Below are 18,332 nucleotides of genomic sequence, written 5' to 3'. Positions count from 1 at the left end.
CTGCTTGAGAATTGATTAATAGGCGGTCTGGTGGACAAGGAGGCTGCCCATCGCGACGTAGATCATCGCGGCTATGATTGTCAGGGCCTCCTAGGTGAAGCTGCCGTAGACCTCGCCGATCAGCCCCCATACCTCCGTACTGAATGGCAATATGGTTGGGAAAACGCCATGCGCTGGCAGCATGTCCCGATAGGACGCATAAAAGTCCTTGGCAGCATTAGCAAAATCCGAAGGAGATCCTGTCGGGTCGGTGTATCCGACCTGAATTAGCTTCCTCATGTCCAGGCCCAGGAACAGCCGCACGCGTTTATTGAAACACCTGTAGGTTCCGTCGGAGTAGAATTGGATAGCAAGGAAACTGGCGGTCGCCTTTCCATCGACAACCTTTGCAATATCGGTGCCGGGCCATAGAAAAGGCAAAACGAACCTTCCGTCGTCACCAGTCTGCGTCTTGGGAAATCCTCCGACGTTGCCGCCCGCATCGCAGCTTGCTCCGGCGGACATGTATCCCTGGCTGGGATCTCCAAAGATGAAGTTGAGCGATACCTGAACACCCGGAACACCGCTGCCGTTACTGGCAATGACGCCGAATATAATACCGGTATTGGCAGCCATGGGACCAATCCTTGCAATGTGATGTAGGAAGAATGACAGATCCGAATGATCTTATAATCCTCTCAACTGGGGAGACCGGTGAGCCAAACTTCGAGTGGCCTGGGCTCCCTGCGCCGAAATGCACCTGGCCCAGATTCGACTGTTTTCGTCCTTCAATCAGAGCCCCATGTAGCGCATTGAAATGCACACGCTTATTTCTCCGGAGCTTTTTCATAGAATGGGAGATAAGAGACTTTTTAAGGCCCTCGCGTCTACCGGTTTCGCGATATGTGCGCTGGTCGCTCCTGTCCTCCAGGCGCGGAGCGCGGGCGGCCCCCGCTACATAGATAAGCTATTGGCTTACAAAGCGTCGATGCGCAGCCTTGAGAGGCCTTACTGGACCCGAATGCAACGTTTGTGAGGCTGAAGCCAAGAGCACGCTCTTAAGAGGGTCTTTCCTTGTCTAAGCCCAGTCACCTAGGGATGGGATACGTATATGATCGATCTCGGCATAGTCGAACCCAAAGTGCGTTTGCACCAACCGACGTAACTCCGATCTACTTTCAAGTTGGAGCGTCTCGATCTTGTCACCTCGGCGAAGCGTCACATCACGATTCATCACAGTGACCCGACCACCGGGAATCATCGCACGCATCATAAGCCGATTGACAAAAGGGGAGGCAGCGTGCGTCGCAACCCAATGGTTCGCGACCTCGAAATCGACCCAATTGTCTTCGTCAAATCCAGCGATCCATGCGTTGATCTTCCGGTCCGGACTGTCGATCTTCAGCGTTAGACAACGCTCGTTGCTTGCGAAGCTATAGGACTCATTACCTTCCTGGACCGGCGCCCCATTGAGCGGGATGGGAGCGCGGCAGCCGACGCCGCCCAGCCCCGGATCGGCGATAAAGTCACCTTCCGGCAACCGGACGCGAATGTACATGTGCCCTCGCGGTGCCTCATGCGGTTTCAGAACGAGCGTTACGCGAGCGGTGTGTGGGGTCGCATCAAAGCCGAGAGCGTTTAGGGCCGCGAGGAACAGCGTAGCTTGCTCGAAACAATAGCCCCCGCGCCGGCCTCTTACGATCTTTTCGCCTAACGAAGCAAGATCGAGACGTATGGGACGTCCAAGCAAAACATCGATATTCTCAAAATGAATATGATTCATATGCGACATCAACAAACCGCTGAGCGTCGCGTAATCGGGATTTGCCGGCCCATGATACGCGACTCGCTCAAGATAGGCGTCGAGATCAAAGCTGTGCGCCATTGAACGCTCCTCCAGCCGAACAAGCCCGAGATTCTCGAGCTTGACGCCCCCGCCGACGCTGAGATTGCCGCTGCAGGCCGCCTTTTACAAGACGGCCCCATCGGTGTTTGTTGGGAATGCGTCTCGGAACGCATTAGCTCCGATTGCGAGCCGTAGAGCGGCGCATTTCTCGCCACAAGGCGCGCGTCTCGAGTTGTTTTGACGAAACGCGAGGGCGACGCTGGGCCCCGTCATCGAGGATTGGCAGTTCTACCGAGACACCCCGGAAACAGCTATCCGTAGTGGGTCATCGCATGAACGCTCGCTGCAGTCCGCACGGAGTGGTCATTCGTAGCCGCAAGCTTGCGACAACCTATTGATATCGCCTAGCTTATTGTTGCGCCAACACTTTTGAATGTGTTTGGTGCGGACAGCGGGAATCGAACCCGCACAGTGTTGCCACCGAGGGATTTTAAGTCCCTTGCGTCTACCAGTTTCGCCATGTCCGCGCTGGTCGCGCCTGTCCTACAGGCGCGGGCAGCAGCATACAAGTCCGCCGCATGCTTTTCTAGCCCTGCGAGCCCTTGGCGATGGGGGGCTGGAAGCTCAGGCCCATGTCCCAGGGGAAATAGATCCAGGTGTCCTGCGACACCTCTGTAATAAATGTGTCCACCAACGGCCGGCCGAGCGGCTTGGCGTAAACAGTGGCGAAATGGGCGTTCGGCAGCATGTTGCGCACCACCGTCGCGGTCTTGCCGGTGTCGACAAGGTCATCCACCACCAGCACGCCCTTGCCGTCGCCGAGCTTGATCACCTCCGGCGACAGGCCTTTCAGCACCATGAGTTCGCCCTGCTCCGTATATTCGTGGTAGCTCGCGATGCACACGGTCTCGATGATCCGCGTGCCGAGTTCGCGGGCGACGATGGCCGCGGGGACGAGACCGCCGCGGGTGATGCATACGATCGCCTCGAACGGCCCCGCCCCCGCCAGCCGCCAGGCCAGCGCCCGGGCGTCGCGATGAAACTGGTCCCACGAGACCGGAAAGACTTTAGCCTGGGCTGGCTCGCTCATGTGATTCCCTCAAATTGGCTTTGCCGGGAGATTAGCAAAGCCGACGGGCGACACGCGAGGGCAAGCCAGCAATTGGCCACAGGAAATGCGCTAGCCCGCCGCCCGTGCGGCGTTCAGGCGGGCGATCATGGCATGCACGTCTGCAACCGCCGCCGCGAGCACCTGCGCATCCTTGGAACGCACCACGATCTGGTTCGAGAACTTGCCGTCGAGGAAGGAGGGATACGAGCCGATGGTCGCGCCCGTGTGCGCTGCAGCAATGTCGCCGAGCGGGCCGCCATAGGTGCCCTCGGCGAGGCCGGCGGCATCGATCGTCTCCATCAGCATTTTGGTGCCGGTCTTCAGGCGCGGCGTCACGTCGTCGAGCATGGTCTGCATGACGGCTGGCACGCCGGCCATGATGATGACATTGCCGATCATGAACCCCGGCGCGACCGACACCTTGTTGGCAACGAGGTCCGCCCCATGCGGAATGCGGGCCATGCGCCGCCGCGCCGCATTGAATTCGCCCGGCTTGTAGCGCGGCGCCATCAGCGCGATCACGCGCGGATCCTCGGAAATGTCGACGCCAAAGGCCTTGGCGACGCTGTCGGCAGTGATGTCGTCATGGGTCGGGCCGATGCCGCCGGTGGTGAAGACGTAAGTGTAGCGGTGGCGCAGGGCGTTCAGCGCCGTCACGATCTCCTCCTCCACATCCGGCACGACCCGCACCTCGCGCACATCGATACCGAGCTGGGTGAGATATTCGGCAATATAGCCGATGTTCTTATCCTTGGTGCGGCCGGACAGAATTTCATCGCCAATGACAAGAACGGCGGCGGTAACGGTTTCGACGGTCATGAGGGGCTCCTGCGGACCATCATTATGTTCGCGTCGAAAACCATAGGCAAGCGCCGGTTGCCAACGAAACTGGAGCCGCCTAACATACGACATCATTCACACTTTCATGTACTCCTGAAGGCATCCATGCGTTTTCATGCGCTCACAATAGTGGCGATTCTTTTTGCGACGATGGCGCAAGCTGAAGATGCCAAATTGGACTGCGGTGCATTGCAATCAGATTTGGCTCAGCGTTTCGAGAAAGCTGGGCCCTACATTGCAAAAATGGAGAACACCACCGCCGGTCCGGATGGCCGAACGCACGAAACCCTCGAAATTATCGAAAACATTCCTGGCCGCGCTTGGCGATACCGGGAATATGACGAGCATGGGCAACTCAGAAGCGGCACTGTGAAGATTCGTGACGCCGGATGGGTATTCACGACGACTAAGGAATGGGGGGAGGTCACACCGGAAAGCACGGGCGAATTGGACCAAATCGCAGGCTATGCTATGCTCTTCCTGCCTCAGGGCCAGGCCAAGTGTCTCGGCTATATCGAACTCGACTCAAACCGTTATATAGGGCTCTCGTGGCAGCAAAATAATTTATTCGTTAAATATTACTTCGATCCTGAGAGCAAATTACCTGTGCTGTCGATGAGTGATATCGGCGGCGATGATGACATCAAAACGACGATACGTTTCGAGCCTCAATTAAAAATAGTTCCGCCTCAGTAGATGATCTTCCCTACCCCACTCATCCCAGGCCGCCTGATCCGTCGCTACAAGCGCTTTCTCGCCGACATCCGGCTTGAGGATGGCGCGGAGATCACCGTGCATTGCGCCAATCCCGGCGCGATGCTCGGCCTGACCGCGGCGGGCGCGCGAGTCTATCTGTCGAAGAGCGACAATCCCAAACGCAAACTTGCCTATTCCTGGGAATTGGTCGAAGCGGATTTTGGCGCTGGGCCGCAATGGGTCGGCATCAACACCTCGCATCCCAACGCGCTCACCGAGGAAGCGATCCGCTCCGGCACGATCCAGGAATTACAAGGCTACGACCGCCTGCGCCGCGAAGTGAAATACGGTGTCAACAGCCGGATCGATATTTTGCTCGAGGATAGCGGCAAGCCGCCCTGCTACGTGGAAGTGAAGAACGTGCATATGATGCGACATGCCCCGCTCGCCGAATTTCCCGATTGCGTCACGGCGCGCGGCGCGAAACATCTCGAAGAGCTCGACAACATGGTCGCGGGCGGCGCACGGGCGATAATGGTCTATCTCATTCAGATGCGTGCCGAGCGCTTCACCCTCGCGGCCGATATCGATTCCGCCTATGCCGCAGCATTTTCCCGCGCCCGCCGGCGCGGTGTGGAGGCGGTTGCTTATATATGCGATGTGAGCGCCGAAGGCATTACGGTGACGAAGCGCGTGCCGATGGATTGATGCAGCGGCGCGCACGACGCCGTCATTGCGAGCGTAGCGAAGCAATCCATCTCCCAACCTGAATTGTTTTTCGCTCGTCGCGGTGGTTTGGCCGCGGAAACACCTCCGCGACTGGGAGATGGATTGCCTCGTCGCCTTGCTCCTCGCAATGACAGAGAAGCTCACGCATCCTTCCGCACGAACACCAAATTCGTCCGCGTCACCATCGTCTGCTCATAGCCCGCTTGCAGCACATAGGATGGCAAGTCGATCGACCAGCGGTCGGGGGCGTCGGCGACGATCAGCAGGCGCGGCCACACGTTGCGCGGCGCATCGGCGAAATAGGCCTCCAAAATAATGTCTTCCACGCCCTCGACATCGAGCTTGATCGCGTCGACGTGCGTGAACCCTTCTTCGCGCACAATCGTCTTCAATGCTTTTGCCGGAACGCGCACCTGCGATGCGCCATAATTGTCGTTGACGATGCGGATCGAGGTTTCGCCCTTGTTCTGCGCGTCCACGAACAGCGTGACCTCACCGTCGGCATCCGCCACCGCACAGTCGAGCGCCTTGACTTTCGCAAAATCATTCTGCCGCACGTTGAAGATCAACCGCTCGAAAATGTCCTGCTGTGGCTCGACCGCGATGATGCGCGCCTGCGACCCGCTGTGGGCGGCGACGAACAGCGTATAGCCGCCGATATTGGCGCCGATATCGAGAAACACGTAGTTGCTGTGCGTCTGCGCCGCGATGTCGGCGCGCAGCGCCTCGAGTTCTTCCGCGTCGAAATATTGCGGCGTGAACAGAATGCGCTTCTCGCAGACATTGTTATAGGGATAGAGCCGCATGCGCGCACCCAAGCGCTCGACATCAAGCGGACGCCCCTTCAGGAATTTACGCGCCACGCCGCGGAGGGCGAAGGCGCGGCGCACGCCGAACCAGGTCGCAGGACATCGCGCTGCCCGATTGATCAAGCGCCCGACGAAAGGCCGCGGCGTGTAATGGCCGAACGGCGAGATCGCGTCGGGAGGGAAATCATTCATCTGGCGGCCTGTCATTCGCGTCATCTGGATTGCCGGATTATAGAAAATCGACATGGAAATCCATATTGGAGCGGCGTTTCCCCGCCCGGATCGGAACGAAAGCATCCCAGACATGCCGGGACGTGCTTGCCCAGCCCCGACTTCCCCCTAGGATAGGCTGAAACGCGGGAGGCGCAGAATGTCGGGAAACGAAAAGATCGGCTTCATCGGTGTCGGGTTCATGGGCCATGGGATGGCCAAGAATATTGTGGAGAAAGGCTATGCCCTGACCGTCCTTGGCCATCGCAATCGCGGGCCCGTGGACGATCTCGTCGGGCGCGGCGCGCAAGAGGCAAAATCGCCGGCGGAGCTTGCGAAACAATGCGATATCATCTTCCTGTGCGTCACGGGTTCGCCGCAGATCGAGGCACTGGTGAACGGGCCGGACGGGATCAAACAGGGCGCACATTCCGGCCTCATCATCGTCGATTGTTCGACCGCCGATCCGGTTTCGACCTTAAAGCTCGCCGCCGACCTCGAGCCGCTTGGCGTGCATTTTGCCGATGCGCCGCTGGGCGGCACGCCGGCGCAAGCGGAGGCCGGCCAACTCTCCACCATGATCGGCGCGAGCGCGGACGTATTTACGCGAATCAAGCCGGTGTGTGCGGCCTGGGCGGCGAAAATCGAGCATATCGGCCAGGTCGGCGACGGCCACAAGATGAAGCTGCTCAACAATTTTCTGTCGCTCGGCTATGCGGCCATTTACGCTGAAGCCCTCACGCTCGCCCGGAAAACCGGGATTTCGGTTGAGACGTTCGACCGGGTTCTGCGCGGCAGCCGAATGGATTGCGGTTTCTACCAGACCTTCATGGCCTATGCGCTGGGCCACGACCCCGCACCGCATAAATTCACCCTCGCCAATGCGGCAAAAGACTTGCGCTATCTCGCGGCCCTCGCGAATGCGTCGGACGTTGCCAATCCGGTCGGTTCGGCGGTCAAGAATTCGTTCGCGGCAAGTGTTGCCGCCGGGCATGGAGGCGATTTCGTGCCGACCCTTACCGATTTCGTTGCGGCCGCCAATGGGGTGAAGGTGCGGCCCGACTGACGCCGGCTGCCGCCGCTCATCGCATCCAATCAGCCGGGCTCGAACCGTCTTGGCCGTAACCTCGCGGCGCGTTCCGGCAACAAGCTTTCAAACGCCTCCGCGATCCGAGCACGATTGCGCAGCGACCAGAGGCCCGCGGCGACGAATGCCAAACCGATCGCGCTGAGTGCGAAGGGAAACAACAGCGAATCCTCGAATACCTCGTCGGCGAGATAACCCAGATAGAGCGCGATGCCGGCAACACCGAAGACCGCATAAACGCGGCGGAACAGAAAAAGCGCCAGGCCGATGAGGCCAATATTGATCAGGCAGCAAAGAAACCTGGCCCATTCGTTGTCCGAATGCTGCTCGGTGAGGCCGCTCCAGAAAGCGGCGGCGGCTGCAAGATGCAACCAAAAGGCATAGTCGGCGTGGCGTTGCCGAAGATCGACCGCCCACGCCAGCGCGATCAAGCCCAGGCCGAAATACATCGAGACTTTGGCGCGCAGCGTCCAGTCGAAATCGGAACTTCGCCCGAACCACGGTGTCAAATCCATCGAGAGAGCCCACAGCGCGACCGCCGCGATCAGCACAATGAAGCCAAAAGGATAGAACCGCACTGCGACCGCGGCCGCCGCGATCGCCGCGCATTCCATGAAAACCCGGGATCCCTTCACCCAGATGTTAAACGCGCCATAGGCGTCAGGCCGGCCGAACTCACCCCACCAGCCGAGCATGTCCTGAATGGAAAAGACCGCGAGCGGCGCCATCGTCACCGTGGCGGCAATAAGGAGGCCGCCCGGAATCCGCAAGTCGCGGCGCCACAGAAAATTGCCGGCCAGGAAGAAAATCAGCGCGTAGGCCAGCGCCGTGATGAAAAGCCCGCCCCCGCCCATCAGATTGAAGACGCGATTCGAAAACAGGCCCATCGCTGTCATGGCGATGATCGCGCCCGCATACCAGAGCACGTTGGTCACATCGAAGCGCGGTTGATGAACTCTTCCCGGCGCCTGAACGGCGTAAAAGGCGGTCAGACGTGCCGCCTGGTCCTCGGTGATCAGGCCCGCTTTCGCGGCTTCGTGAAAATTAACCAAAGATTTGCCCTCGGCTGTCTTAAGCTTTCGGCCCAACCGCCCGCAGGGCATCAATGCGGTGCTGCAAGGCCGGAATCAATTGATTTTCATTTCCACTTGGTAGCATTCTAGCATAGTTCAGGCGGCGTATCCCGCATCTCTGGAGGATGAGCTTTGAGTAAGGACACGAAACCGAAGGCCAAGAAAGACGGCAAGACGAAGAAAGCGGACAAGCCCCACAAGGCCTTTAACCCCAAACTCCGCTCCCAGCTCTGGTTCGACAATCCCGACAATCCCGGCATGACGGCACTTTATGTCGAACGCTACGTCAATTTCGGCCTGACCACGGAGGAGTTGCGCTCTGGCAAGCCGATCATCGGCATCGCCCAGACCGGCTCCGACCTGTCGCCCTGTAACCGCCACCATCTCGATCTCGCGAAGCGCATCCGCGACGGCATTACCGCGGCCGGCGGCGTCGCTTTTGAATTTCCGGTGCATCCGATCCAGGAGACCGGCAAGCGCCCGACCGCGGCGCTCGACCGCAACCTTGCCTATCTCGGCCTGGTGGAAACGCTGTACGGATATCCCCTCGACGGCGTCGTGCTCACCACGGGCTGCGACAAGACCATGCCAGCCTGCGTCATGGCGGCAGCGACCGTGAACATTCCTTCCATCGTTCTCCCCGGCGGCCCGATGTTGAACGGTTGGTACAAAGGCCAACGCTCGGGCTCGGGCATGGCCATGTGGACGGCGCGCGAACTCGTCGCGGCTGGCGAACTGACCACGGACGAAATGGTCGAATTCGTCGGCTCGTCCGCCCCCTCCGTCGGCCATTGCAACACGATGGGCACCGCCTCGACCATGAACGCGCTGGCCGAAGCGCTCGGCATGACCCTGCCTGGCAGCGCCGCGATTCCAGCGCCCTACAAGGAGCGTGGCCAGATCGCCTATGAAACTGGCAAGCGCATCGTCGAAATGGTGTGGGAGGATTTGAAACCCTCCGACATCATCACCCGCAAGGCGCTCGAAAACGCCATCGTCATCAACAGCGCGATCGGCGGTTCGACCAATGCCACGATTCACATCAACGCGATTGCCCGGCACATCGGCGTGCCGCTCGACATCGAGGACTGGGAGACCCACGGCCACAAGGTGCCGCTGCTCGTCAACATGCAGCCGGCCGGCAAATATCTGGGCGAGGAATATTATCGCGCCGGCGGTCTGCCCGCCGTCATCAACGAGCTCATGAAGAAGGACCTCGTCCACAAGGACGCGCTGACCGTGAACGGCAAGACGATCGGCAAGAATTGCAAGGGCTTTGAATCGGAAGACAGCGATGTGATCTTCCCGATCGACAAGCCGATGCGCGAGGATGCAGGCTTCGTGATCCTGAAGGGCAATCTCTTCAACAATGCGGTGATGAAGCTCTCCGTCGTGTCGGAAGAATTCCGCAATCGTTATCTGCTGAATCCGGACGATCTCAATGCGTTCGAAGGCCGCGCCGTCGTGTTCGAGGGGCCGGAGGATTATCATCACCGCATCGACGATCCGAAATTGAAGATCGACGAGCATTGCATGCTGTTCATTCGCGGCACCGGTCCGATCGGCTATCCCGGCGGCGCGGAAGTGGTGAACATGCAGCCCCCGGCGGTGCTGATCAGAAAGGGCATCAAGGCCCTGCCCTGCATCGGCGACGGTCGCCAATCGGGCACATCCGGCTCGCCGTCGATCCTGAACGCCTCGCCGGAAGCGGCGGCAGGCGGCGGTCTGGCGATCATCAAGACGGGCGATCGCGTGCGCATCGACCTGAACAAGCGCTCGGCGAATATCCTGATCTCAGACGAGGAACTCAAAGCGCGCTATGAGAAGCTCGCTAAGAACGGCGGCTTCAAATACGCGCCGAGCCAGACACCTTGGCAGGAAATCCAGCGTGCGATGGTCGACCAGTTTGATGAGGGCATGGTGCTGAAGCCGGCGGTGAAATATCAGCGTGTGGCGCAGACCCGGGGTGTGCCGCGGGATAATCATTAGTCGCGAGGATGACGCGAGAACCCTTCTCCCCGCGATGCGGGGAGAAGGTGGCATGCAATCAAATCGGGTCTACCCGATTTGATCATCAAGAATGATGAACTTGGGCAAGCCCAAGTTCATTGCATGGCGGATGAGGGGCATACGGGTGGTCCGTCACTGCACTACGAACGTTTTCGCCAGCCGCTCATGATTGGCACTGCCCCTCATCCGTCCCTTCTGGGCACCTTCTCCCCGTAAACGGGGAGAAGGGAACACACTTACCCCTTCGGGAATTTCACCACCTGCGCGCTATGCGCATCTTCCTCTGCCGCAGGCACATCCCCAATCGTGATCCCGCTCGGCCCGGCGCTGATATGCACCGTTTCGCCGTCGCCGATCTCACCCGCGAGAATGCGCGTCGCCAGCGGGTCCTGCACGTTCTTCTGGATCACGCGCTTCAGCGGACGTGCGCCGTAAGCGGGATCGTAGCCCTTGTCGCTCAGCCAGGCGCGCGCTTTAGCATCGAGGTCGAGGGTGATCTTGCGATCTTCCAGCAGCCTTGCCAGACGCAGCATCTGGATATCGACGATCGCCGCCATGTTCTCGCGCTTCAGGCGATGGAATAGGATGATCTCGTCGACGCGGTTCAAGAACTCCGGCCGGAAATGGCTGCGCACCACGCTCATCACTTCGTCGCGCACGCCTTCCGAATCCTCGCCCTCCTTCTGGTTGACGAGATATTCGGAGCCCAAATTCGACGTCATGATGATGAGCACGTTGCGGAAGTCCACCGTGCGGCCCTGGCCATCAGTCAGGCGGCCGTCGTCGAGCACTTGCAGCAGCACGTTGAACACATCCGGATGCGCCTTCTCGATTTCGTCGAAGAGCACGACCTGATAGGGCCGGCGCCGCACGGCCTCTGTCAAAGCCCCGCCTTCATCGTAGCCGACATAGCCGGGGGGCGCGCCGATGAGGCGCGAGACCGAGTGCTTCTCCATATATTCGGACATGTCGATGCGCACGAGCGCAGCCTCGTCGTCGAACAGGAACGCCGCCAAAGCCTTGGTCAGCTCGGTCTTGCCGACGCCGGTCGGCCCGAGGAACATGAACGAGCCGATCGGCCGGTTCGGATCCTGCAAGCCGGCGCGGGCGCGGCGCACGGCGGTCGACACTGCGGCCACCGCTTCGCGCTGGCCGACCACGCGGGCAGCCAAAGCCTCTTCCATCTTCAGGAGCTTTTCCTTCTCGCCTTCCAGCATCTTGTCGACAGGCACGCCGGTCCAGCGCGAAACAACCTGCGCCACATGGTCGGGCGTCACCGCTTCTTCCAACAGCACATCCTTCGCCTGCGCCTCGTTGGTGTGCAGCTTCTGCTCGAGATCGGGAATGACGCCATAGGTCAGGCGGCCCGCTTCGGCGTAATCACCCTTGCGCTGGGCAATGGCGAGTTCGTTGCGCGCGGCTTCCAACTGCTCTTTCAGCTTCTGCGTCGCGCCGAGCTTGTCCTTCTCGGCCTTCCAGCGCTGGGTGAGCGCGGTGGATTTCTCCTGCAGATCGCCAAGTTCAGCGGTGAGCTTGGCGAGGCGATCGACGGAGGCCTTGTCGGTCTCCTTCTTCAACGCCTCCTGCTCGATCTTGAGCTGGATGATGCGGCGGTCGAGTTCGTCCAACTCCTCCGGCTTCGAATCCACCTGCATGCGCAGGCGCGAGGACGCCTCGTCGATCAGGTCGATGGCCTTATCGGGAAGGAAACGGTCGGTGATGTAGCGGTTCGACAAGGTCGCCGCAGCGACGATCGCGCTGTCGGCGATGCGCACACCATGGTGCAGTTCGTATTTCTCCTTCAAGCCGCGCAGGATCGAGATCGTGTCCTCCACCGTGGGCTCGGACACGAAGATCGGCTGGAACCGCCGCGCCAGCGCCGCGTCCTTTTCCACATGCTTGCGGTACTCGTCGAGCGTGGTTGCGCCGACGCAGTGCAATTCGCCGCGCGCCAGGGCGGGCTTCAAGAGGTTCGAGGCGTCCATCGCACCATCGGCCTTGCCCGCGCCGATCAGCGTGTGCATTTCGTCGATGAAGAGAATGATGCCGCCTTCCGCCGCCGTCGTTTCGTTCAGCACGGCTTTCAAGCGCTCTTCGAACTCGCCGCGATATTTCGCGCCGGCGATCAGCGCGCCCATGTCGAGGGCGAGCAGCTTCTTGTCACGCAAGGATTCGGGCACGTCGCCGTTGACGATGCGCAGGGCAAGCCCTTCGACAATCGCCGTCTTGCCGACGCCAGGTTCGCCGATCAGCACCGGATTGTTCTTGGTGCGCCGCGACAGCACCTGAATGGTGCGGCGGATTTCCTCGTCGCGGCCGATCACCGGGTCGAGCTTGCCCGTTTTGGCAGCCTCGGTGAGGTCGCGGGCATATTTCTTCAGGGCGTCATAGGCATTCTCGGCCGACGCCGAATCCGCCGTGCGGCCCTTGCGCAAATCCTCGATCGCGGCATTGAGTGTCTGCGGCGTCACACCGCAATTGGCCAGAATCTTGCCGGCCTCGCTCGACTTTTCCATGGCGATCGCAAGCAGCAGACGCTCGACCGTGACGAAACTGTCGCCCGCCTTCTGGGCGATCTTTTCGGCGGAATCGAAAATGCGCGCCGTGGTCGGCGCCAGATATAATTGTCCCGCGCCGGCGCCCTGCACCTTCGGCAGTTTCGACAGCGCGAGTTCGGTCTGCTGCAACGCGTCGCGCGAGCGCCCGCCCGCCTTGTCGATGAGGCCGGCGGCGAGGCCCTGCTCATCATCGAGCAGCACTTTCAAAATATGCTCGGGCGTGAACTGCTGGTGCCCCTCGCGGACCGCAAGCGATTGGGCCGATTGCACGAATCCCCGGGCGCGTTCCGTATATTTTTCCAAATTCATCAAAACCTCCTGCCCGTACGCATGCCCCGAAGCGGCATCCGGTACGTCATCTTAAACGATTTCGGCCCCTGACGGCGACCGTTCGGACGTGATGTAGGAACGAGGTGGTGGTTTCGCGAGGGGCGAGCGGAGAATTTTCACAAGTGAGACCAGCACGTTGAAAGTCGCACTGAAAATATGATATACATGCCTGACACTGTATATCCTGGAGGCTCTCATGCAGGTCGCAAAATGGGGCAACAGTCTCGCCATCCGCATCCCCGCCGCCGTCACCGAGCTTCTCGGTCTCAGGGAGGGCGATGAAATCGACATCCACGTCGCCGGTCCCCGTGATTTTGGTATCGCCCGCAAGCCGAACCGCGAAGACTTGATCAAGCGTCTGTCTACCTTCAGGGGCCGCCTCCCAGCCGACTTCAAATTCGACCGGGACGAGGCGGATGGCCGGTAATTTCTACGATACCAACGTGTTGCTGTATCTTGCCGGGGCCGACCGGGCGAAGGCCGAAAAGGTCGAGGACCTGCTTCGCCAAGGTGGTACGATCAGCGTCCAGGTGCTGAACGAAATCGCCAATGTCACACGTCGCAAGATGGGCCTCACCTGGCTAGAGACACGCGACTTTTTGGAGGCGTTCCGTGGCCTTCTTGTCGTGCAGCCCCTCACCCTCGAAACGCACGAAAGCGGCCTGGCCCTTGCCGAGCGTCATGGCTTTTCGACCTATGACGCAATGATCGTCGCTGCCGCCCTCCTAGCCGAGTGCGAAACGTTATGGTCCGAAGATATGCAGAATGGAATGACGGTCGGCAAACGCCTACAGATTGTCAATCCGTTCCAATGAAACGAGCTACCGCTTGCGCAATTGGTCCCGCGTGTCGGAGACCACCTGAGCGAAACCATCATAGTCCAGCGCTGACGCCATTTTGAACGGGCCGATGAGATAGACCGGCGTGCCGGGCAGGCCCATGGCATCCGCCTGCTCGGCATTGCGTTTCAGCAGCGCGGTGATGGCGTCGTTCTGCTTTTCCGCGTCCGCGGCAAGCTGGGTCATGTCGACACCGGAGGCGGCGGCCGCCTCGTGCATCTCGTCGTCTGTGACGTGTCCATGCGGAATGGCCATCAGTGCATCGTGGACGGCCATGTATTTGCCTTGGTATTTCGCCGCCAACGCCAGCTTGGCGCCGGTGATGGAGGACGGCGCCAGGATCGGCCAATCCTTGTAGACGACACGGATCTTGCCGTCCTGCGCGACGAATCGGTTCATGTCCGGCATCGACTTTTTGCAGTAGGGGCAATTGTAATCGAAATAGACGACGATCGTCACGTCGCCCTTTGGATTGCCGCCCAACGGCGACTCGGGATCGTTCAACACCGCATTGACATCCACGACGCCCGGAGCGGCGCGCACCGGCTGATCAAAGAGCGCAATGAGCCCGCCGGCGAGGCCCCAGGCCGTGGAATATCGCAGCATATCGCGTCGGTTCATCAGTATTCGCCCATCACTCGAAATTGGCGCGCACTATGTCACGGACGAGAGGGGCAAAACAAAGGCGGCGCAAGCAGTGCAGCCATGCGGTCGTCAATCCATTTCAACAAGGAGCGTTACCGCTTGCGCAACTCTGCGCGCGCGTCGGCGGTCGCCTGGGCAAAACCGTCGTATTCGAGCGCCAATGCGATTTTGAGCGGGCCGATCAGATAGACGGGCGTGCCCGGCAAATCCAGGACCTGCGCCTGCGCGGCATTGCGTTGCAGCAGCGCGGTGATCGCGTCATTGTGCTTTTCGACGTCGGCGGCAAGCCGCGCCATGTTAACGCCGGAGGCCGCCGCGGCTTCGCGCATCTCGTCCTCGGACGCGTCGCCATGCGGGATCGCCATCAGCGCATCGTGAACAACCTGGTATTTACCTTGATATTTCGCCGCCAGCGCCAGCTTGGCGCCCGTCATCGAGGACGGCGCAAGGATCGGCCAATCCTTGTAGACGATCCGGACCTTGCGGTCTTGCGCGACGAACCGCTTCATGTCGCGCATCGACTTTTTGCAGAACGGACAATTGTAATCGAAATAGACGACAATGGTCACATCGCCCTTCGGATTGCCGCCCTGCGGCGAGTCAGGATCGTGCAGCACCGTCGTGACGTCGGCGCCGCCCGGCGCGGCATGGGCCGGCCGGCCAAGGAAGGAGACACATTCGCCGGCAAAGCCCCAGGCCGTGAAATATCGCAGCAGATCGCGTCGGTTCATGGGTGGTCGCTGATTCGGAGAGGTTGCGACACACTATGCATGGGGAGATGGGCGAGGCAAAGGGGGCGCTACCGCCATAGCCCCGCGCCGCACCCGGTATTGCTTTTCGCAGGCGGATCTCGCGCCTTATTCCCCACGGTTTTCATCTGGCCGGCGCCGGAACCAGCGATGGCCGCCGATGCCAATGCCGATACCGAACGGCAACCCACTGCCGCCCTCCTCGATGATCCGAACGGCGCCCGGCGCGCGCATGATGCGGTTGGTGCCGGCAGCGCAAGCCGCCACATATTGCGGCTCGGGCTTGCGCGGCGTGCAGCCCGAATAGCTGGTGCAGCAGGCGGTGAGTCCGCCAATGATTTTCACCTTCTCTTCTTCGCCGCGGCAATTGGTATAAATCGCCACGGTTGGGTCATCGGTGAGGCGGCACGACGACACGCCCGAAACGACCTTGCCGTCCGCCTGCCAGTTACAGCGGTTGGGCCGATTGTCGGTGTATTCGGTGCCACAGGTCAGACCGAGAACTTGCGCCCGGGCGGGCGACGTCCCGCCGGTCATGACCGCAAGCCCAGCTGACAAACACGTCATGCCGATGAAATGAAGTTGCGTGCCCATTGTCGATCCCCCTATTGGTTAAGCGCCGCATGACGGTCTGACCTTGAGGAATGTTTGCCTGCGGCTGCCTGAGCTGCATAAGACGGGCATATTGATGTCGGGAAAGGTGCGTCGGGTCGCCGGCCCCATTGCCCCCGCGATTTTGAACCGGACGCCTCATATTACACCCGATGGATGCCGCTCCAAAAAGAATTGTTGTTCGCGGCGTCAACCGAATACCAGCAATCAAATTTCCGCCCGGAACGTCTTGCCGAGGTCCGGGCCGACGCTGAAATAATGGCGGAACACGTAAAATAGCGGATGCCATTGCGCCGTATCGACGTGGTTGGTACCGGGCACGACGATCGATGGCAACGCGTGCACTTTCAGCACGCGCACTTCAAGGCTCAACAAAGCCGGGCCTGCCGGCGCGTCCACATCCTGGCCGAGTTCATGCGCTGCGACGAGCTTGGCTTCCATCTGCAGCGGACATTCAACGATCCGCGGCGGCATCACGCATCGAGAGGGCTGCGCCGTAAAATTACCGAGCGCGAATTTGTCGGCGCAATGAACGAAACCGATCGCCGCCTTGAAATTCGGAACCGGATCTCGCCCGGTTGTGTGGGCGATGTTCTCGACCTGCGGCCACAATTCCGCCGAGGGAAAATTCAGGACGCATTCCCGCGTGCGCAACACATTCGCTGCGCCCTGCCCCGCCGCCTGCAAGCCCAGCACCATCCGGTCGCTTAAGGCCCAAGCCGAGGACATCGGCGTGATATTGGCGCTGCCATCCGCATTGCAGGTGGTCATCAGAACGATCGGCGTGCCGACATAGAGCACGGAGGGGTGGATTTCGATATGGCTTGGCGCCGGTCGCGTGCGGACATTGATATTCATCGAGCATATCCTTGTGGGGTTTTGGGTTGTGCAAGCACGGGGGAGGAATGGGTGCGGCCGAGGAAGAAGCAGCCGATCGCGGCAAGCTGAATGGCCGCTGCAACCGCGAACATCAGTCCCGTATTTCCTGCGGGCAGCGACATGCGCAGCAAGCCGAAAGCTGCGGGGGCGAGCGCGTAAGTTGCCTGGCTGATCGCGACATTGAGGGCGACGACGCGCTGCACGTCGGCCTTGGCAAATTCCGTTTGCGCGATCAGCGGCGGCAGCGAGGTGGCATTGCCGATCCCCGAGCCGAACAGAACGACGCCGAAGAGCAGCAGCGCGATATGGGACCCCGCAGAGCACAGAAGCAGCAGCGAGCCCGCCACCTGCACGCCATAGCACACGCAGGACACGAGGCGGCGGTCGGTTCCTGGCGGCATGAGGCGGCCAACCACGATCCGCCCGGCAATGGCGCAGGCAGTCGCAAGGCCCATCGCTAGGCTCGCTCCCTGATTGCCGAGCGGCGTGACCAGGACGGAATAAAGATGCGCGATGAGGCCCGCTTGCGCGAAGAGACCAAGCGACGTGCCGACCGCGAGGGTCAGGAAGAGCCTGTCGCGCCACAGGAACACGCCGGCGCGCGCGGCCGCCGGATCGTCGCTGCGCATCGGTCCACGCGGCATGGCCTCGCCGTCGGGATGCTGGCCGATGGCTTCCGGCGTGACGGCGAACACAGACCGCGCCAGCACGACCATGACAAACACCATCACGAGGCCCAGCACGACAGCCGCAACGCCGAAGCCGAACCGGGCGATGGCCCAAGCCCAAAGCGGCGATAGGATCACGCCGCCGATACTCGCTCCGTTATAAGCAGTCGCAAGCGCGATCGGCCGCCGCGCTACGAACCACGGCGCGATCACCGCATTCACCGCCGCGGCGCCCATCGTCACCCAGCCCGCACCGGAAATGAGGGCCGCCAGCAGGACCTGCCAGGGCTCGCGCGCCAGCGCCCAGCCGATCACGCCGAGCGCCAATGCGGCGGAGCCGGCCACGGTGACACGCGGCACGCCGAACCGCGCATGGAGCTGCGGCAGGCGGGCCACCACCAGGGCGCCGAACAGGAAATGCAGGGTGACGGCGGCGGAGACGAATCCCACCGACCATTGGGTCCGCTCCAGCACCGCCTGCATGAAGATCGGCGGTCCGTAAAAGCCGAAGCCCCAGCCGAAAATCGCCATGATGAAAGCGGCGCCGACGACGCGCCGGCCGAAGAAGGGCCGCTGACCGACCGGTACAATCATGTTCAAGCCTCCTGAACTGAAACGAACGGAAACTTGCCGCGTTTGGCGGGCGGATGTTACGATGGCCA

18 protein-coding genes and 1 tRNA gene are annotated in these 18,332 nt (G+C 60.8%); 6 read left to right on the top strand and 13 right to left on the bottom strand.

Annotation, left to right across the window (positions count from 1 at the left end; translation table 11 throughout):
- Positions 1–90 precede the first annotated feature (90 nt).
- The 5 genes from V9T28_RS06115 to V9T28_RS06095 form a co-directional block, all read right to left on the bottom strand.
- Positions 91–615, bottom strand: coding sequence for a hypothetical protein (locus V9T28_RS06115; protein WP_116402392.1), 525 nt, complete (start codon positions 613–615; stop codon positions 91–93).
- Positions 616–1,057: 442 nt separating this feature from the next.
- Positions 1,058–1,864 carry an arylamine N-acetyltransferase family protein gene (locus V9T28_RS06110; RefSeq protein ID WP_116402390.1) on the bottom strand — a complete coding sequence of 269 codons (807 nt, stop codon included), beginning with the start codon at positions 1,862–1,864 and terminating at the stop codon, positions 1,058–1,060.
- A gap of 401 nt (positions 1,865–2,265) precedes the next feature.
- Positions 2,266–2,352: transfer RNA gene (locus V9T28_RS06105), tRNA-Leu, on the bottom strand.
- 59 nt (positions 2,353–2,411) lie between these two features.
- Positions 2,412–2,915 carry a xanthine phosphoribosyltransferase gene (gene gpt / locus V9T28_RS06100; protein ID WP_116402389.1) on the bottom strand — a complete coding sequence of 168 codons (504 nt, stop codon included), beginning with the start codon at positions 2,913–2,915 and terminating at the stop codon, positions 2,412–2,414.
- Positions 2,916–3,005: 90 nt separating this feature from the next.
- Positions 3,006–3,755, bottom strand: coding sequence for a competence/damage-inducible protein A (locus V9T28_RS06095; protein WP_116402388.1), 750 nt, complete (start codon positions 3,753–3,755; stop codon positions 3,006–3,008).
- A gap of 126 nt (positions 3,756–3,881) precedes the next feature.
- Here V9T28_RS06095 and V9T28_RS06090 point away from each other — a divergent pair, with 126 nt between their 5' ends.
- Entirely contained in the window at positions 3,882–4,472 is a 591-nt protein-coding gene (locus tag V9T28_RS06090; RefSeq protein ID WP_116402387.1) for a hypothetical protein, read from the top strand.
- On the top strand, positions 4,473–5,180 hold the full coding sequence (gene sfsA / locus V9T28_RS06085; protein ID WP_116402386.1) for a DNA/RNA nuclease SfsA: 708 nt from the start codon (positions 4,473–4,475) through the stop codon (positions 5,178–5,180).
- A gap of 161 nt (positions 5,181–5,341) precedes the next feature.
- Here sfsA and V9T28_RS06080 read toward each other — a convergent pair whose 3' ends face one another.
- Positions 5,342–6,256, bottom strand: a complete 915-nt coding sequence (locus tag V9T28_RS06080; protein WP_339071831.1) for an FkbM family methyltransferase — start codon at positions 6,254–6,256, stop codon at positions 5,342–5,344.
- A 124-nt stretch (positions 6,257–6,380) separates the two neighbouring features.
- On the opposite strand from V9T28_RS06080, the gene V9T28_RS06075 reads away from it, so the two are divergent.
- Positions 6,381–7,286, top strand: coding sequence for an NAD(P)-dependent oxidoreductase (locus V9T28_RS06075; protein WP_116402385.1), 906 nt, complete (start codon positions 6,381–6,383; stop codon positions 7,284–7,286).
- A gap of 29 nt (positions 7,287–7,315) precedes the next feature.
- Here the strand turns inward: V9T28_RS06075 and V9T28_RS06070 are convergent, their stop codons facing one another.
- Positions 7,316–8,359 (bottom strand): hypothetical protein, encoded by a 1,044-nt coding sequence (locus tag V9T28_RS06070; protein WP_116402453.1) that lies wholly within the window; start codon positions 8,357–8,359, stop codon positions 7,316–7,318.
- A 153-nt stretch (positions 8,360–8,512) separates the two neighbouring features.
- On the opposite strand from V9T28_RS06070, the gene V9T28_RS06065 reads away from it, so the two are divergent.
- Complete coding sequence (locus V9T28_RS06065; RefSeq protein WP_116402384.1) at positions 8,513–10,369, top strand: IlvD/Edd family dehydratase; 1,857 nt, start codon at positions 8,513–8,515, stop codon at positions 10,367–10,369.
- A 257-nt stretch (positions 10,370–10,626) separates the two neighbouring features.
- On the opposite strand, the gene clpB is transcribed toward V9T28_RS06065, so the two are convergent.
- Positions 10,627–13,257, bottom strand: coding sequence for an ATP-dependent chaperone ClpB (gene clpB / locus V9T28_RS06060; RefSeq protein ID WP_116402383.1), 2,631 nt, complete (start codon positions 13,255–13,257; stop codon positions 10,627–10,629).
- Between the two features lie 217 nt (positions 13,258–13,474).
- Between clpB and V9T28_RS06055 the strand changes: the two genes are divergently transcribed.
- Complete coding sequence (locus V9T28_RS06055) at positions 13,475–13,705, top strand: AbrB/MazE/SpoVT family DNA-binding domain-containing protein (RefSeq protein ID WP_116402382.1); 231 nt, start codon at positions 13,475–13,477, stop codon at positions 13,703–13,705.
- Positions 13,695–14,093, top strand: coding sequence for a PIN domain-containing protein (locus V9T28_RS06050; protein WP_116402381.1), 399 nt, complete (start codon positions 13,695–13,697; stop codon positions 14,091–14,093). The genes V9T28_RS06055 and V9T28_RS06050 overlap by 11 nt, the downstream gene beginning before the upstream one ends.
- Before the next feature lie 6 nt (positions 14,094–14,099).
- Here the strand turns inward: V9T28_RS06050 and V9T28_RS06045 are convergent, their stop codons facing one another.
- From V9T28_RS06045 to V9T28_RS06025, 5 genes are all read right to left on the bottom strand, one after another.
- The gene (locus V9T28_RS06045) at positions 14,100–14,738 is read right to left on the bottom strand and encodes a DsbA family protein (protein WP_245424212.1); all 639 of its coding nucleotides are present in this window, start codon (positions 14,736–14,738) and stop codon (positions 14,100–14,102) included.
- A gap of 116 nt (positions 14,739–14,854) precedes the next feature.
- A complete protein-coding gene (locus V9T28_RS06040; RefSeq protein WP_116402380.1) occupies positions 14,855–15,493 on the bottom strand; it encodes a DsbA family protein in 639 nt (212 codons plus the stop codon).
- A 126-nt stretch (positions 15,494–15,619) separates the two neighbouring features.
- Positions 15,620–16,105 carry a hypothetical protein gene (locus tag V9T28_RS06035; protein ID WP_116402379.1) on the bottom strand — a complete coding sequence of 162 codons (486 nt, stop codon included), beginning with the start codon at positions 16,103–16,105 and terminating at the stop codon, positions 15,620–15,622.
- A 225-nt stretch (positions 16,106–16,330) separates the two neighbouring features.
- On the bottom strand, positions 16,331–16,981 hold the full coding sequence (locus V9T28_RS06030) for a flavin reductase family protein (RefSeq protein WP_116402378.1): 651 nt from the start codon (positions 16,979–16,981) through the stop codon (positions 16,331–16,333).
- On the bottom strand, positions 16,978–18,264 hold the full coding sequence (locus tag V9T28_RS06025) for an MFS transporter (protein WP_116402377.1): 1,287 nt from the start codon (positions 18,262–18,264) through the stop codon (positions 16,978–16,980). The genes V9T28_RS06030 and V9T28_RS06025 overlap by 4 nt, the downstream gene beginning before the upstream one ends.
- Positions 18,265–18,332: the final 68 nt, after the last annotated feature.

Source organism: Methylovirgula sp. 4M-Z18, assembly GCF_037890675.1.
Taxonomy (GTDB): Bacteria; Pseudomonadota; Alphaproteobacteria; order Rhizobiales; family Beijerinckiaceae; genus 4M-Z18.
This window is presented reverse-complemented; position numbering and strand designations above follow the sequence as displayed.